Source organism: Amycolatopsis sp. WAC 01416, assembly GCF_003947485.1.
Lineage (GTDB): Bacteria > Actinomycetota > Actinomycetes > Mycobacteriales > Pseudonocardiaceae > Amycolatopsis.
Window position 1 is genome coordinate 49,221 of sequence record NZ_QHHX01000012.1, and the last position, 15,446, is coordinate 64,666.

14 protein-coding genes are annotated in these 15,446 nt (G+C 68.2%); 10 read left to right on the forward strand and 4 right to left on the reverse strand.

What is annotated here, in order from left to right; all coding sequences use genetic code 11:
* Window positions 1–18: 18 nt before the first annotated feature.
* Window positions 19–1,269, reverse strand: coding sequence for a sensor histidine kinase KdpD (locus tag DL990_RS34925; RefSeq protein ID WP_125801274.1), 1,251 nt, complete (start codon window positions 1,267–1,269; stop codon window positions 19–21).
* Complete coding sequence (locus DL990_RS34930) at window positions 1,266–1,973, reverse strand: response regulator transcription factor (RefSeq protein ID WP_199746726.1); 708 nt, start codon at window positions 1,971–1,973, stop codon at window positions 1,266–1,268. Before DL990_RS34930 ends, DL990_RS34925 begins: the two co-directional genes overlap by 4 nt.
* A 57-nt stretch (window positions 1,974–2,030) precedes the next feature.
* On the opposite strand from DL990_RS34930, the gene DL990_RS34935 reads away from it, so the two are divergent.
* The 5 genes from DL990_RS34935 (at window position 2,031) to DL990_RS34955 (ending at window position 7,011) form a co-directional block, all read left to right on the forward strand.
* Window positions 2,031–3,302 (forward strand): BTAD domain-containing putative transcriptional regulator, encoded by a 1,272-nt coding sequence (locus DL990_RS34935; RefSeq protein WP_125801275.1) that lies wholly within the window; start codon window positions 2,031–2,033, stop codon window positions 3,300–3,302.
* On the forward strand, window positions 3,299–3,979 hold the full coding sequence (locus DL990_RS34940; protein ID WP_125801276.1) for a helix-turn-helix transcriptional regulator: 681 nt from the start codon (window positions 3,299–3,301) through the stop codon (window positions 3,977–3,979). Before DL990_RS34935 ends, DL990_RS34940 begins: the two co-directional genes overlap by 4 nt.
* An 18-nt stretch (window positions 3,980–3,997) precedes the next feature.
* Entirely contained in the window at window positions 3,998–4,654 is a 657-nt protein-coding gene (locus DL990_RS34945) for a response regulator transcription factor (RefSeq protein WP_125801277.1), read from the forward strand.
* Window positions 4,655–5,103: 449 nt separating this feature from the next.
* Window positions 5,104–5,709 carry a YiiX/YebB-like N1pC/P60 family cysteine hydrolase gene (locus DL990_RS34950; protein WP_158632688.1) on the forward strand — a complete coding sequence of 202 codons (606 nt, stop codon included), beginning with the start codon at window positions 5,104–5,106 and terminating at the stop codon, window positions 5,707–5,709.
* Window positions 5,710–5,781: 72 nt separating this feature from the next.
* A complete protein-coding gene (locus DL990_RS34955) occupies window positions 5,782–7,011 on the forward strand; it encodes a hypothetical protein (protein ID WP_125786065.1) in 1,230 nt (409 codons plus the stop codon).
* Between the two features lie 350 nt (window positions 7,012–7,361).
* On the opposite strand, the gene DL990_RS34965 is transcribed toward DL990_RS34955, so the two are convergent.
* Window positions 7,362–8,168 (reverse strand): helix-turn-helix domain-containing protein, encoded by an 807-nt coding sequence (locus DL990_RS34965; RefSeq protein ID WP_125801278.1) that lies wholly within the window; start codon window positions 8,166–8,168, stop codon window positions 7,362–7,364.
* 105 nt (window positions 8,169–8,273) lie between these two features.
* Here DL990_RS34965 and DL990_RS34970 point away from each other — a divergent pair, with 105 nt between their 5' ends.
* The 5 genes from DL990_RS34970 to DL990_RS34990 all read left to right on the forward strand — a co-directional run bounded on the left by DL990_RS34970 (window position 8,274) and on the right by DL990_RS34990 (window position 14,108).
* Entirely contained in the window at window positions 8,274–8,699 is a 426-nt protein-coding gene (locus DL990_RS34970) for an SRPBCC family protein (RefSeq protein ID WP_125801279.1), read from the forward strand.
* 189 nt (window positions 8,700–8,888) lie between these two features.
* Window positions 8,889–10,121 (forward strand): lipase family protein, encoded by a 1,233-nt coding sequence (locus tag DL990_RS34975; protein ID WP_125786062.1) that lies wholly within the window; start codon window positions 8,889–8,891, stop codon window positions 10,119–10,121.
* Window positions 10,122–10,200: 79 nt separating this feature from the next.
* A complete protein-coding gene (locus DL990_RS34980) occupies window positions 10,201–10,992 on the forward strand; it encodes a metalloregulator ArsR/SmtB family transcription factor (RefSeq protein WP_125786061.1) in 792 nt (263 codons plus the stop codon).
* Between the two features lie 32 nt (window positions 10,993–11,024).
* Complete coding sequence (locus DL990_RS34985; RefSeq protein WP_125786060.1) at window positions 11,025–11,804, forward strand: DUF3800 domain-containing protein; 780 nt, start codon at window positions 11,025–11,027, stop codon at window positions 11,802–11,804.
* A gap of 102 nt (window positions 11,805–11,906) precedes the next feature.
* Complete coding sequence (locus DL990_RS34990) at window positions 11,907–14,108, forward strand: germacradienol/geosmin synthase (RefSeq protein ID WP_125801280.1); 2,202 nt, start codon at window positions 11,907–11,909, stop codon at window positions 14,106–14,108.
* A gap of 78 nt (window positions 14,109–14,186) precedes the next feature.
* Here the strand turns inward: DL990_RS34990 and DL990_RS34995 are convergent, their stop codons facing one another.
* Window positions 14,187–15,374, reverse strand: coding sequence for a beta-1,3-glucanase family protein (locus tag DL990_RS34995; protein ID WP_125782271.1), 1,188 nt, complete (start codon window positions 15,372–15,374; stop codon window positions 14,187–14,189).
* Between the last annotated feature and the right edge of the window lie 72 nt (window positions 15,375–15,446).

Sequence of the window (15,446 nt, forward strand, 5' to 3'; positions counted from 1 at the left end):
CTCGGATACATTTCGCGGTCAGGGCCCCTCCGGCAGCTTCAGTTCGAAGATCGCGCCGCCCTCCTCGGCGTTGTAGACGCGCAGCCTGCCGCCGTGCGCGAGCGCGACCCACCGCACGATCGACAGGCCGAGCCCGCTCGACCCGCCGCTGCTGGTGAACCGGTCGAACTTCTCCTCCGCGACGGACGAGTCGATCCCCGGTCCGCTGTCGGCGACGGTCACCTGACCACCGGCGACGGTGACGTGCACGATGGCCTCGTAGCCGGGACGCCGTCCGTAGCGCAGCGCGTTGCTGAGCAGGTTGGCCACCGCGCGCTGGACCAGTGTCGGGTCGGCGGAGACAGTCGACGGCGCCGCCACCAGCGTCACTTGCGCGCCCTCGGCCGGCGTCTCCGCCACGACGCTCGCGACGAGCTGGTCCAGCCGCACCGGCTGGATGGCCAGCGATTCGACTCCGGCGGCCAGCCGTGCACGCACGAGCAGGCCGTCGATGATGCCGCCCATCCGCGCGGCGAGCCGGACGGTCCGTGGCAGCAGTTCGTCGCTCTCGGCGGGGTTGCGCAGCGCCGCTTCGGCCAACGCGCGCAGCGCCGCGACCGGTGTGCGGAGGTCGTGCGCGGTCTCGGCGAGCAGAACCTCCTGTTGCTGCAGCGCGGTGGTCGCGGGCCGGATCGCGCGTCCGGACAGCACGTGCCCGGTCACGCCGATCGCACCCAGCAGGAGCACACATCCGCCGATGACCAGCAGTTTCAGCTGGTCATGCGCGGCGAGGGCGTCTCGCGCGTCGACGACCGCGACGATGGCGCCCGACTCCTGGTTGTTGCGGTTGCGGAACGGCTCGACGCCGACGCGGACCATCTCGCCCGCGGTTCCGCTGCTGTAGCCGTTGAGCACGGCCCCGTTCCGCACCGACAGGTCGGCGAAAGTCTGTAGTCGCTTGGCGTCGACCGGCACGCAGGTCCGGCCGCTCGTGTAGGGCGGGAACCCGCCCGCGCCGCTGGGCAGGATCACGAACTGCGGGCATTGCCGGTTCACTTCGTCCTGGCCGACGTAGGCGGTGGTGATGGTGTCACCCTCGCCCATGATCAGCCGTTTGACCGGTGCGGTGACGCGTACGAGCTCGCTGTCCAGTTGGACTTCGCGCTGCTTCAGGTCGGCGCTCACGGCGAGCCAGGCGAAGACGATCAGCCCGGCGGCGTTCAGCCCGGTGAACAGCCAGGTGAGCAGCCACCGCAGGCGGCGGAGGCGATCGGCCGCGGAGCCCTTCACCGGTCCGCGATCCGGTAGCCGCGGCCGCGGACGGTGTGGATGACCTCGGGCTCGCCGAGCCGCACCCGCAGGCGCCGGATCACCACGTCGACCACGTTGGACATCGGATCGGTGCTCATGTCCCAGCAGTGCTCGATCAGCTCGTCACGTCCAACAGCCTGATCCGGGCGGGAAAGCAGGTACTCCAGCACCGCGAACTCCTTGTCGCTCAAGGTGAGCAGCGTGCGGCCGCGACGCACTTGCCGCCGGGCGCAGTCCATTTCGAGGTCCTCGTGGCGCAGCACCGACGGCCGTCCGGCGCCCGCGCGGCGGTAGAGCGCGTGGACGCGGGCGCTCATCTCGGCCACCGCGAACGGCTTCACCAGATAGTCGTCGCCGCCGTGCTCGAACCCGGCGACCCGGTCGGCGAGGCTGTCGCGCGCGGTCAGGAACAGCACCGGTACCGCCCAGCCTTCCTGACGGCGGCGATGGACGTATTCGATCGAATCGCCGTCGGGCAGCATCCGATCGAATACCGCACACGCGAACCCGCCCGTGGCCAGCTCGGCGTCGGCCTGTGCCAGGTCACCGGCCTCGAGGACGGGCAGGCCGCTCCCGTGCAGCTCGGCGGTGATCGCCACACGGAGGTCTTCGTCGTCTTCCACGACCAGCACGCGCGCCGTCGGCCCGCTTGGCCCGGTTGGCCCTGTTGGCTCTGTTGTCATCGGAACCTCAGGTACATGGCGCGATCGTAGGGAGACACGAAGCGAGGGGGTGCGAGCATGGTGCTCTTCCAGGTCCTGGGGCCACTCGAGGTGCATGGCCGCGACGGCGTCACGGGGCGGCCCGCCGGCGGAAAGCCCGCCACTGTGCTGGCCGCGCTCCTGACGCAGCCTAACGCGTGGGTCGCGGTGGACCGGCTGATCGAGAACACATGGCCGGAACAGGCCGCGCCGGCTTCGGCCGAAGCGAACTTGAAGACGTACATGTGGCAGCTGCGGCGGCTGTTGCCGGAACACGACGCCGGACCCCGCATCGAAGGGCGGGCCGGGGCCTATCGGTTGCACGTCGGCCCTGGTGAACTGGACGCCGATTGTGCCGCGGCTCTTGCCTGCGATGCCGCGCAGGCACTGGCCGCGGGGACGCCGGGAACCGCGTTGACACTGGTAGAGCAGGGTTTGCGGTTGTGGCGAGGGCGGCCGTTCGAGGGGTTGGATGTCCTTGCCGACGACGCCGTCGAGCGGCTCGACGAGTTGCACCGGCAGCTGCGGGAATCGCTTGCCGAGGCCCAGTTCGGGCTCGGGCGGACGGCCGACGCGGTAGCCACGCTGCAGGCATTGACCGTGGACGACCCGCTGCGAGAGGACGTCTGGGCGCGGCTGATGCGGGCGGAGCACGCGAGGGGACGGCCGGCGCAGGCGCTGGCCACGTTCCACCGGGCGCGGCGGCTCCTGGCCGCCGAACTGGGGGTGCGCCCGGGACCCGAGCTGATGAAGGCGTTCCAGGCGGTGCACGGTTCCGGGGCACCGGACCGGCCGCGACGGGAGCTGCCGCGGGCGGTCGAGCCGCTGGTGGGCCGGGAGCGGGAGCTCGTGGTCCTGGACCGGGCACTGACCGGGTGCGCGCCCGCGGTCGTCGTCACCGGTGCGGCGGGGATGGGAAAGACAGCGCTCGCGGTGGCCGCGGCCCATCGGGTCAGCGAACGCTTTCCCGACGGCCAGTTCTTCGTCGATCTGCACGGCGGATCCCGGCCACTGGCCATCGCGGCGGTGCTGGAGCGGCTGTTGCGCGGCCTCGGGTTCCCGCCCGCGCTGATCCCGGCCGATGCGGACGAACGAGCCGCGCTGTGGCGCTCGGAGCTGGCCGGTCGGCGGGTGCTGGTGGTCTTCGACGACGCCGCGGCCCGTGGCCAGGTGGCGGCACTACTGCCCGCGACCGGCCGCAGCGCCGCCATCGTCACGACGCGCGTGCGGGACTTCTCGCTCGCCGGGGCCATGACCGTCCACTTGGGACCTAAGCGGGCTTCGTCCAGGCAGCTGGAGCGAGTGGCATGAACACCGTCCACTATGGACTCGACCGGTCGCGTCCCGTCCCGCCGGGCGGACGGGCGACGCGTGCGGACATGACGCTTTCGACGGCGATCCGTGAGGTGCTCGTCCTGGTGGCGATGGCCGGGCCGCAGCCGATGCTCCACACCGAGGACCTCGACAACCTGCGGCGCGGCGTGCGCTACCGGGTACTCGTGCCGATCGAGGCGAGGAACCTCCCGGAGGCGGCCATGCGGCTGGACATGTTCGCCTCCCGAGGCGCCGAAATCCGCGCCGTGCCGTCCGTCCCGATGACCGCGATGGTCGTCGACGGCACGCTCGCGTTGCTTCCAGGGGGCCGGTGCGGTGAGCTCACCGAGTTCCGAGCGCCCAGCGTGGTGATGGTCGTGGCCGAGTTGTTCGAACGATTGTGGCGGCCCTCCGGAACGCCTCGCGGCGCCTCGACGCCACGCACCCCCGATCCGTCGTATGCCGGGTCGGGGCCGACCCGGCGCGAGTTGGACCTGCTGACGCTGCTGATGAACGGTTACACCGACGAGTCCGCCGCGGCCCGTCTCGGTATCTCCGAACGGACCGTGCGGAGGATGGTGGCCGATCTGATGAGCCGGCTCAGCGCGCGCAGCCGCTTCCAGGCCGGTGCGAAGGCCGCGGACCGCGGTTGGTTGATAGAGCTCGCCGGGTGATCGCGCTACGGTCGTCTGGTGCGTGTACTGGTCACCGAGGACGACGAGGATCTCCGGTTAGCCGTCGAGGCTTCACTTCGAGGCTCCGGGTTCGCCGTCGACGTCGCCAAGGACCTCCCTGACGCCGACGAGGCACTGAGTGTCAATGCCTACGACTGCGTCGTGCTCGACCGGATGCTGCCGGCCGGGGACTCCCTCGGCTACGTCGGCGAACGCCGCCGGGACGGCTGGGAGGTCCCGGTGCTGTTCCTGACCGCGCGCGACACGGTCGCCGACAGGATAGCCGGGCTGGCTTTGGCCGACGACTACTTGGTCAAGCCCTTCGCGATGGCCGAACTGATCGCGCGAGTACGCAGCCTGTGCCGCCGTGGCGACTCAGGAGCGGCGCCGGTGCTGGTGTTCCTCGACCTCGAACTGGACATCGGCAGGCACGAGGCGCGACGAGGTGGCGTCACGTTGACGTTGACCGGTAAGGAGTTCGCGGTCCTGCACCGGCTGGTGGTCTCGGCGGGCGAGCCGGTCCGGCGACGCGACCTGACCGATGCGGGCTGGGACGAACTGGTGCCCCCGACGCCCAACGCGCTCGAAGTGCTGATCGCGCAGCTGCGGCACAAGCTCGGACCGCCGCCCGTGATTCACACCGTGCGGGGGGTCGGGTACGTCCTGCGTGGGTGATCACTTCCGGCCCGGGCGACGCGGGCCTTCGGTCCGGTCATGTCCGCCCTCGATTCCGGTGATCTGTTGAGGGGTTTGGCAAAGGTGGCGGGTTGCGAAAGCCACTTTGGCAACCTTCAACGTTGCGAAAGTGGCTTTCGCGACACGGCCGGTTCCAGGGACCGACACCGGCGGGTGGTGAAGGGCGGACCTTCGGCAGGGGCAGTATGGCGGCTCGCGTTTTCGGAGCACTTTCATCGCGACGAAAGTGCTGACTCCCACCTTAGCGTCGTGGTCCGGCCTGGTCTGTCAGGTGTTCGCTGGACTCCCAAGGCTCTCCCGAGCGGTTAGGTTCATGTCTGTCAACGGACGGGGGCCCGGTAGCAACTCCGATTCCGATGACGTCTGCCCATCGGAAGTCTTGTGTGCGAACACAATTCGTCTGTCCACAGCTTGAAGAGGGGATATCCATGTCCAAGATCGGGAGAATTCTGGTCTCGTCCGCGGCGTCCGCCGTGATGGCGGGAACGGCGATGTTCGGCCTGCTCGCCGCGCCCGCCCAGGCCGCGGAAACGGCCGCGTCGAGCGAGATCGGCATCGCCTCCTCCGACGACGGTGCCTGCACGGCGAAGAAAACGGTCGGAAACGCGCGGAACAAGGGAGATGTCTTCCACTCCTACGCCAAGACCTCCGTGTTCAAGCACAACCACGTCGGCATCTACTACACGACGAAGACGATCGTCGAGGCGCCCGGCAAGGGCAGCACGAGCCGGTCCGTCACGGCGTCCACGCTGAAAAAGTGCGGCCCCATCTACAAGATGTCCGTCAACGCCAAGCAGTCCAGCCGGGACAAGGCAGCCAACCACGCCTACAACAAGTTCCGCGGTCTGGCCTACGACATGGACTTCGCGAACAACAAGTACAACAACAACGGGAAGCTGAACTGCTCCGAGCTGGTGTGGAAGGCCTACAAGGATTCCGTCGACATCGACCTGGACGAGAACGGCGGGCTGGGCGTCTACCCCGACAACATCAAGGATGACGGCAGCACCGTGGTTTACCAGACCATCAAGTAACGACGTTTCGATGAACGGTGCGGCCTGCCGGGTGCGGGTCGCACCGCCCACCGTCTGAGAGGATTCGGCCCGGTGCGCCTCCCCCGACTCGTCGCGCTCGCCGCCTGCGCACTTCTGGCCGTGACGGCCTGTACATCACCGGATGGCGGAGCAGAGGTGAACATCACCGATCCCGATGTGGTGAAGCTCGGCGAAACCGTCGTCGCGTTCTACCTCAGCCCGGACACCTCGGTCGACAACCCGCCGGAAAAGCGGCAGCCTGCCTATCTCGTCCTGGTGCGGGCCGACGGAAGCAACCAGCTGATCGAGACCAGCGGCATGGCCGAGTCGCATATCGCGTGGTCGGAGACCGGGCTGTTCTTCAGCGACGACACCCGCGACTACATCCTCGGCAAGGACGGTCTGGTCCGCTTCGAGAACAAGAAGGCAGGGCATCAGCAGTCGGCTTTCGCTTTGCCCGGCGACAAGGGTTTCGTCTCGGTCTACAATGAAGGCTTCTCCGAATCCGGCTACACCAATCAGGTGGCCGTCACCACTTCGACCGGTTCCCGGCTCTACCGGGTCGAAGGAAACTACTTCATGAACGCGCTTTGCGGCGGTGTCCTCAATGGAATCGCCACCGACGGTGGAGCTCATTTCGCGGATTCGGCCAAGATTCCCGGCATGCGCTCGAAGGCCGATCCCGGTGCGCAGCCGGAGCTGCTTTCCCAGCTGTACCCGGCAACCGAAGGCCGGGAAAAGGTCCTCGCCTGGCGAGGAGCCTTCGACGCGGGAGACCACAACCGTCACGTGCCCTGTCACGACGGTGTCATCACGTTCCTTTCCGATTACGCCGACGCCGACGGCAAGCCCCGGATCACCATCGTTTCGTGGAATACCGGCAACGGTCAGTACGCCGAACAGCCCCTGGTCGACGCCGAGGGACGCCCCGTCACCGAGAAACTGGTCGACCCCGAGACGTTCTCCCAGAAGACTTACGACGCCAAAGCCGTGCGGGAAGGCCACCTCGAATGGCTCGCCGCCGACGGCCGGATCATGAGTACCGAAATCGCCTCCGGGGTCACCGCGCCGCGGTTCGACACCGGGTTCACCTCGGACAGCGATTCGTCCAGCCAGGCGATCTTCACGGACCGGTCGATCAACCTGACGCAGGAGACGTTCGACGGCGAGACCCCCATCAAGATCAAGCGGTTCGATCGCGTCACCGGGAAGCTGATCACCGAAATCACCGTGCCCGGAATAGCGGAACGGTTCGGCATCCGGTTCAACCTGCGCGGTATGGCCGTTCCGCCTCTTTCCTGAGTCAGCTGCCCGAGGGTGGGTCAGCCATCGACACCACTCGGTCGAGCGTCGGATCGAACCCGAGGACCGGGTGGGCTTGGCTTCCGCCTTCCGGCGTCATGAGCACCGGCTTGCGCAGTTCCCGCCCGATCTCCGCGAGGAACCCGCAGAGGGTGTCGACGCCGGCCTGCCCCCGCAGTTCCCGCAGATCGATGTCGAAGTCGATCTCCTCGGCCGACGTGAGGCGGGGGCGACGCGGTGGCGCCTTGACGAAATTCCCACCGCCAACCGCGTGTCTCGACCAGATCGAAGACCGACTGCCAGTCCTCTGCGGAGGCAGCCGGGACGAACACGTCGCTTCTTTCGTGGCATCAGGCGAGCAGTCCGCGTAATGCGGTCGGCGTGTGTCCCAGGTGTGCGCGCACGGTTCGGCACAGGTGGGCTTGGTCGGCGAAGCCGAGGTCGGCGGCGAGTACGGCGAGGCTGGTGTCGCCGTTCTCCAGCCGGTCCAGCGCGCGGCCCACGCGGACCCGGTTGCGGTAATGAGTCAGCGACACTCCCAGTTCGCGGGTGAAGGCCCGGCTCAACCGGTACGGCGAGACACCCAGCAGGGCGGCGAGCGGGATCAGGCCTGCCGCGGCGGGATGGCCGTCGCCGATCACACCTCGGGCTTGGGCCACCAGCGCCTGGTCGCCGGCGCTTGCCCGGTCGACGGCCGGGATGGTCGTGGCCACGACTTGGCTGACGATCGTGGCCACCAGGCCGACCAGGCCCTCGGCCGCCGCATAGCCGGTGTCGGCGGCGCGGGTGGCGGCCAGGAGCCGTCGATGGGCGAGGTCGAGCGCGCCGTCCACGTACAGCGACGAGCGCTCCAGCACTGGCGTGTCGCCGGCCAGGGTGCGCCAGAGCGTGGGTTGCAGGCTGATCGAGGTGCACCGGTCGCCGCCCGCGGGATGGGAGAAGTGTTCCTCCTCGCCGGGTATCCCGAGGTAGCCGACGGTGTGGTCGAGGTCCGTGCCGACACCGCGGACCCGGCGGCGGAATCCGCCGTGGCGCACGAGTACGAGCCGCACGTCGTCGCGCGGCCGTTCGATCGACCAGCCGCGGTGATCGTCCCGGCAGTCGACCGTCGCGACGGCGAACTCCGGACGGGTGGCGAGATCGACGAAGGAGAGCACTCGCCGACGTTAGGTGGAGGGTCCGACAGTTTCCGCAAGGATCTTCAAGACCTGTGGGGCCGGTACGGGACAGGCTTGAGCGCATCCGACCGAGGGAGAACGGACATGGCGTCCATCAGCAAGGAAATCGTGATCGAGTCCGGTGCCGACGACGTGTGGGAGGTGATCGGCGACTTCGGCGCGGGGCCCTCGCGGATGGCACCGGGGTTCGCGCTGGACACCAAGGCGGAGACCGACCACCGGGTCGTCACCTTCGCCGACGGCACGGTGGTCCGGGAAAGGCGGGTCACCGTCGATCACGACACGCGCCGGATCGTCTACTCGGTCGTCGGTGGCAGCGTTCGACCGGAGCACGACAGCGCCTCCATGCAGGTCTTCGCCGACGGAGAGCGGCGGTGCCGGTTGGTGTGGACGCGCGACGTGCTCCCCGACGAGCTGGCCGCGCCGATGGCCGAGGCGATGTCCCGTGGTCTGGATGTCATCAAGCGGACCCTTGACGGCGCCCACGATCAGCACGGCCTTCCGCACTGAGACAGCGGCGATGGCGGCGATCGTCGCGTCGATCAACCGCCCGATCGTTTCCCGGTGACAAAGCGGATAACGGCCGGTCGGCCGCGGTTGACAACTTGAAGACCGGTCGGTCTTCATCTCTTGAAAGTCCGCGGTCGATCGGTTCCCCTTGGGCGCCTGCCCGGTCCCGACTCACCGTGGAGCTGCCGTATGTCCGTTCCCTTTCGCCGTGGCCTGATCGCCACCGTCGCCGCGACGCTGGTCGCGGTGGCGCTCAACGCGCCGTCGGCCGTCGCCGACACGACTTCGGTCTACAGCCCGGTTTCGCCGTTGCCCGCGGGGCAGAACGGTGACGTGCTCAAGTCGCAGCCCTCGAACTACAACGGCGCGAAGGCCACCCGCGTCCAGTATCTGTCGCGGGACAACAAGAACAAGCAGGTCGCGGTCAGCGGCACGGTCCTGGTGCCGAACGCCGCGTGGAGCGGGCCCGGGGAACGGCCGATCGTGGCCTACGCGCCGTTCACCTTCGGCATGGGTCCACAGTGCGCGCCCTCGAAAACGCTGGCGGGCGAGGGCTCGCAGGACATGGTGTCCGGTTTCCAGGGCAGTTTCGTCAACGCGTTGCTCGGCGCCGGGTTCGCGGTGGCGCAGACCGATTACCTCGGGCCGTGGGTCGAAGGCAGTGGTGAGCATCCGTACGTGAACCGGCTGTCCGAAGCGCACACCGTGCTGGACGTGATCCGCGCGGCGCAGCGGCTGCCGGGAGGCGGTTTGCCTGCCAACGGCCCGGTGGGCATCGCCGGCTATTCCGAAGGCGGCAGTGCTGCCGCGGCGGCGGCGGAGCTGGCGTCCACCTACGCGCCGGAGCTGAACGTCAAGGGCGTCTACTCCGGTGCGCCGCCCGCGGACAAGGCCGCGCTGGCCAAGTCGCTGGACGGCGGCATGTACGTCGGGTTCCTCGGCTACGCGCTGATCGGCATCAACCAGGCCTACCCCGAAGCCAGGATGATGGATCTGGCCAACCCGGCGGGCGCACAGCTGTTCCTGGAGGCCCGGCAGACCTGCACGATGGACTCGATCTTCAAGTTCATGGGCAAGCAGACGAGTTCGCTGACCAAGAGCGGCCAGCCGGTGTCTTCGTTCCTTTCCCAGCCGCCGTTCGACGCGATCGTCGCGGAGAACAGGATCGGGACCGTCAAGCCCGCCATGCCGGTCATGGTGGAGCAGAGCCCGATGGACGACGTCATCCCCGCCGCCGTCGGCAAGCAGATGGCGAAGGACTGGTGCGGCAAGGGCGCCAACGTCCAGTGGAAGGACCTCGCGACCTTGGCTCCGTTCTTCTCCCACGCCCTGGGCATGATGACCGCTCCAGGCGACGCCACCGAGTGGCTCAAGAGCGTGTTCAACGGACAGGCGGGCAACGGGAACTGCGGCCGCTTCTGATCCGGAGTCCTTGACATGCACCCGTGCGGCTGCCTAATCTAGACAGGCAGCCGCACGGCTGCATGTCAGGGAGAGCGGCATGGACGAGGTCTTCAAGGCGCTGGCGGACGCCAGCCGTCGCCGGCTGCTCGACGACCTGAACGCGCGCGACGGGCAGACCCTGCGCGAGCTGTGCGCGGGGCTGGACATGGCGCGGCAGTCGGTCAGCAAGCATCTGGCCGTACTGGAAGCGGCCAACCTGGTGACCACGGTCCGCCGCGGCCGCGAGAAGTTGCATTACGTGAACGCGGAGCCGATCAACGCGATCGCCGAACGCTGGATCGACCGGTACCACCAGGGCCGGGTCGACGCGCTCGCCGACCTCAAGAAGGCATTGGAGCAGCAACCCATGAGCACCGACGAATTCGTGTACACCAGCTACATCAGGACGACGCCGGAGCGGCTTTGGCGGGCGCTCACCGATCCGGTCTTCACCAAGCAGTACTGGGGCTGTGAGTTCACTTCGGACTGGAAGCCCGGGTCGACGATGGCGTGGGAGCAGCTCGGCGTGAAGCTGGAAGACCCCGAACAGGTCATCCTCGAGTCCGACCCGTACCGGCGGCTGTCCTACACGTGGCACACCTTCACCCCGGAGTTCGCCAAGTCGGTCGGCCTCGACGACGACGTGTCGGCGAAGCTCCAGGCCGAGTCGCGGTCGAAGGTCACGTTCGACCTCGAACCCGTCGGCGACACGGTGAAGCTGACCGTCGTGCACGACGGTTTCGACCAGGGCAGCACCGCGCTGGAGATGGTCAAGGGCGGCTGGCCGTCGATCCTGTCGAGCCTCAAGACGCTGCTCGAGACCGGTGAGCCGTTGCCCGAACCCGCGTAACCCGTTCGACGGAACCGCCGTGATCGGGCACGATGCGCGACGTGCCCTTGGAGATCGCCTGTGACGAGTCCGGGTCCGAGGGCGAGAAGCTGATCGGCGGGCAGACCGACGTCTTCGCGCACGCCGGGGTCCGGCTGAGCCCCGAAGAGGCCGCGGCCTGCCTGGCCGAACTGCGGCGCAGGATCCGCTCGCCCGCGCTCGAGTACAAGGCCAACCACCTCCTCCGCACGAAGCACCGGCGGGTCCTCGAATGGTTCCTCGGCCCGCGCGGCCCGGTCCACGGGCGTGCGCACGTGTACCTCGTGGACAAGAAACTGCTGCTGGCGAACGAACTCCGCGCACTCGTCGGCCTCCAGGTCCGGCCGGACGACGAACTCCTCGCCGCCTTCAACGACGTGCTGAGGACCAGGAACCGCCGGGATCCGGCGACGGGGTCGTTCTTCGCGATGGTCGGGGACACCGCGGAACTGCGGGCGAAGGTCGCCGAGGCGCGTGACGCCAAGCCCCTCGATCCGCTGGTGCCCGCGATCCTCCGCGCCGTCGAGTACTGGAGCGCGGGCGGGGAACGGGTGTTCCTCGTCCACGACGAACAACCGTCGCTCAAGGGTGAACGGCTCGCCCGGATCGAGTCGAGCCCGGGTTCGGCCGGGGTGAGGTTCGTGGATTCGCGGACCGATCCGCGGGTGCAGGCCGCCGATTTCCTGGTCGGCGTCGCCCGCCGGATCGCCGAGGACGAATTGAACGGGAACGGTGACCGGGTATTGAGCGGATTGCTCGCGCCGTATGTCGATTCGGCGTCCATCTGGGACTGATTCACTCCATGGCACACCGAATCCCTCGGGTGGTCGTTGCCCGGAACCGCCGCGGGCTGGAAACGTCGGGGCATATCCGACACCCGCGGGAGGCCGTCGCCGATGCAGGCTTTCACCTTGCCCGAGTTCTACGTGCCGCATCCGGCCAGGATGAATCCGCACCTCGAAGCGGCGCGAACGCACAGTATGGCGTGGGCCAGGCAAAGGGGCATGCTCGATTCACCCGCCCCGTCCGGTGACGTCGTCTGGACCGAGCAGGCGCTGGCGAAAATGGATTACGCGCTGCTCTGCGCGCACACCCATCCGGACTGTGACGGGCCGTCCCTCGATCTGGTCACGGACTGGTACGTCTGGGTGTTCTTCTTCGACGACGATTTCCTCGCGCAATTCAAGTACACCCGGAACACCGAGGGTGCGAAAGCATATTTGGACCGGCTGGAACTGTTCATGACCGGACCGGGGGAAACCTCTCCGGAGCCGGAAAATCCCGCCGAAGCCGGGCTCAAGGATCTTTGGGCGCGCACCATTCCCTCGATGTCGGAAGCCTGGCGGCGGCGTTTCGTCACCAGCACGCACAACCTCATGGTCGAATCGCTCTGGGAACTGGACAACATCGACCGCGGCCGGATCGCGAATCCCATCGAATACATCCAGATGCGCCGTCGCGTCGGCGGCGCGCCATGGTCGGCGAACCTGATCGAGTACGCCGTCGGCGCCGAAGTGCCGGACGAGATCGCGGCGACCAGGCCGATGGAGGTCCTGCGCGACACCTTCGCCGACGCCGTCCACCTTCGCAACGATCTCTTTTCCTACCAACGAGAAGTGCGCGAAGAGGGGGAGAACTCCAACGCCGTCCTCGTCTTCGAGAAGTTCCTCGGCCGGCCGACGCAGGAGGCCGCCGAACTCACCAACGACCTGCTGACCTCGCGGCTGCAGCAGTTCGAGAACACCGCTCTCGTCGAAGTGCCCGCGCTGCTGGCCGAACGCGACGTGTCACTGGCCGAACAGGTCGGGGTCGGCCTGTATGTCAAAGGCCTGCAGGACTGGCAGTCCGGCGGTCACGAATGGCACGCGCGGTCGAGCCGGTACATGAACGAGGGCCCGGTGTCCGGCGCCAACGGGCCGAGCGGGCTCGGCACCGGATCGCTGCGGCTCTCGCCGGGAAGGCTGGGGCTGGTCCAGCGGGTGCGGCAGCAGGCGCCGCCGCCGTTCGCGAAGGTGGGGCATCTGCCGCTGCCGGAATTCCGCATGCCGTACCCCGTGCGCACCAGCCCGCATCTCGCCGCGGCCCGCGAGTACGCGCCGGGCTGGGCGCGGGAGATGGGGATGTTCGAGGAAGGCGGGATCTGGGACGAGCGCCGGATGCGCGGCATCGACCTGCCGCACTGCGCCGCGATGATCCACGCGGACTCGGATCTCGACCAGCTCAAGCTGTCGTCGGACTGGCTGACCTGGGGCACCTACGGCGACGACTACTTCCCGGTCGTCTTCGGGATGAGAAGGGACCCCGTCGCGGCGAAACTGTGCAATGACCGCCTTTCCCTTTTCATGCCGCTCGACGGCGAGCCGGTGCCGAAGCCGTCGAACCCGGTCGAGCGTGGCCTCGAGGACCTGTGGGACCGCACCGCCGGACCGCTGACCCCGCCCGCGCGGGCCGAGTTCCGGCAGGCGATCGAGAGGATGACCGCGAGCTGGGTCTGGGAGGTGGCGAACCAGGCGCAGAACCGTGTCCCCGACCCGGTCGACTACGTGGAGATGCGGCGGCGGACGTTCGGTTCGGATCTGACGAAGAGCCTCGCCCGGCTCCGGCTCGGCGACGTCGTACCGCCGGAGATCTACCAGAACCGGGTGCTGTTCGAACTCGACACCGCCGCCCAGGACTACGCGACCTTCGCCAACGACCTCTTCTCCTATCAGAAGGAGATCGAATACGAGGGCGAGGTGCACAACCTCGTCTACGTCGTCGAGCGTTTCCTGGAGGTCGACCGGATCGAGGCCCGCGACATCGCCGCCCGGCTGATGAACGCGCGGATGGACCAGTTCGAGCAGCTCGCCGACGAGGACCTGCCGCGGATGTGCGACGACCTCGCGCTCGACGACGACGCCCGCGCGGTGCTGACCAGGTACGCGGACAACATGAAGGACTGGATGGCCGGCATCCTGGAATGGCACCGGAAATGCGTGCGGTACACGCCTGAGGAGCTGGAACGCCTCAGCACCCCCGAGCCGCCGAAGTTCTCGCTCGAGCCGAGCGGGATCGGCATGTCGGCCTGGCGGATCGGGAGTGGGTCGGGTTGGTCGTGAGTGGCGATTCGGGTTAGAACCCGAATCGCCACTCACGACCCCGTGGCGAGGCCCGTCGGCACGCCACCTGCACGAGCCTCAGAACGCGGTCAGGATGATCCGTGCGGTACGCGGGTCGCCGTCGTGCACCAGCGACTCGAAGTGCCCGACGTCGTCGAAGGCGAATCCGTACGCCTTCCCGTCGACCATCTGCTCGTGCACGATCCGCGAGTAGTGGTCGGTCACGGGCTGCTTGTAGAACTGGCCCGCGTCGTAGGTCGGCTGCGTGTGCAGGGAGCCGAGGGTCGAGCGGTGCAGCGCCGCGCACAGCGTCCGCGCGATCGGGCCGACGACCTGGTCGTTCGGCGCGTGCAGCCGTCCGTCGCAGTTGAAGACGTCGCGGGTGCTCGGCTTGCTGAACGACGCCACCGTCGCGCCCGAGGTGTCGGTGAAGCGCAGGACGTCGTCCCCGCCGGTCCGGCCGGTGAACTTCTTGCCGGGTTCGGCCTCGAACGGGACCACGGTCAGCGGGGTCGACTTGTAGGTGTTCCAGGCGCTCGTGACGTAGCCGTCGAGGTAGTTCGCACCGAATTTGCCGGTGTCGAGCCCCTTGCCCGGCGCGAGGACCCGCAGCCGGTTGTACACCAGGTTCGAGAAACCGGACTGTCCTTGGACGGCGTTGAAGATCGCCTCGCGGCCGCCCGCCTTGAGGCGTCCGGCCTCCTTGTTCGTGCCTGCCCCGTTGGTGAGCCCGACGGCGTGCGGCACGCTGAACATGTCGACCTGCGAGCTGTTGATGAACAGCCCGCCGTTGTCGTAGGTGAATTCGCTCCAGTCGAACAGGATGTCGCGGTTCGGGTCACCGTCGGCCCACGGCGCCGGCTGTACCAGCCCGTCCGGGGTCAGGAAGAACTTGATCTTCTGCCCGAACGACATGTAGACGCGGCCCGAGAGCATCCGCGGGATCCGCAGCGTGGTCGAGCCGCCGTTGCCGGGGCCCGCGATCGCGACGTCCGGCGCGGGGCTCGGCGGATTCGCGCCCGCCGGCCATGGGGTGAAGGCACCGGCGGCGTTGACGTAGCCGAGTTTGCCGGTGTCGAGGTTCGTGCCGAGCACGTAGAGGTGAACCGCGTCGGAGCGGTTCGAATTGTTGGTGACGGTCAACGGCAGCGGATCGGGGCCCGCGGCGACCGCGGTGGGCGCCGAAAGCGCCGAAACCCCGGTGACCAGGGGCAGGGCGACCGCCAACGCGGTCAAGACGCGCCGGATCTTCTTGCGGATGCGCACAGTTCACTCCTCGGCGGAATCCCGCCGCGGAACGCGAACGTGCCGCGGCGGTGCTTGCGGATGTCGGCCGGG

Bases quoted from the DNA above. Each gene is read 5' to 3' on its own strand.
- DL990_RS34935 (WP_125801275.1), top strand. From the start codon at position 2,031: ATGGTGCTCTTCCAGGTCCTGGGGCCACTCGAGGTGCATGGCCGCGAC.
- DL990_RS34930 (WP_199746726.1), bottom strand. From the start codon at position 1,973: ATGACAACAGAGCCAACAGGGCCAACCGGGCCAAGCGGGCCGACGGCG.
- DL990_RS34950 (WP_158632688.1), top strand. From the start codon at position 5,104: ATGTCCAAGATCGGGAGAATTCTGGTCTCGTCCGCGGCGTCCGCCGTG.
- DL990_RS34985 (WP_125786060.1), top strand. From the start codon at position 11,025: ATGCGCGACGTGCCCTTGGAGATCGCCTGTGACGAGTCCGGGTCCGAG.
- DL990_RS34970 (WP_125801279.1), top strand. From the start codon at position 8,274: ATGGCGTCCATCAGCAAGGAAATCGTGATCGAGTCCGGTGCCGACGAC.
- DL990_RS34940 (WP_125801276.1), top strand. From the start codon at position 3,299: ATGAACACCGTCCACTATGGACTCGACCGGTCGCGTCCCGTCCCGCCG.
- DL990_RS34980 (WP_125786061.1), top strand. From the start codon at position 10,201: ATGGACGAGGTCTTCAAGGCGCTGGCGGACGCCAGCCGTCGCCGGCTG.
- DL990_RS34975 (WP_125786062.1), top strand. From the start codon at position 8,889: ATGTCCGTTCCCTTTCGCCGTGGCCTGATCGCCACCGTCGCCGCGACG.
- DL990_RS34990 (WP_125801280.1), top strand. From the start codon at position 11,907: ATGCAGGCTTTCACCTTGCCCGAGTTCTACGTGCCGCATCCGGCCAGG.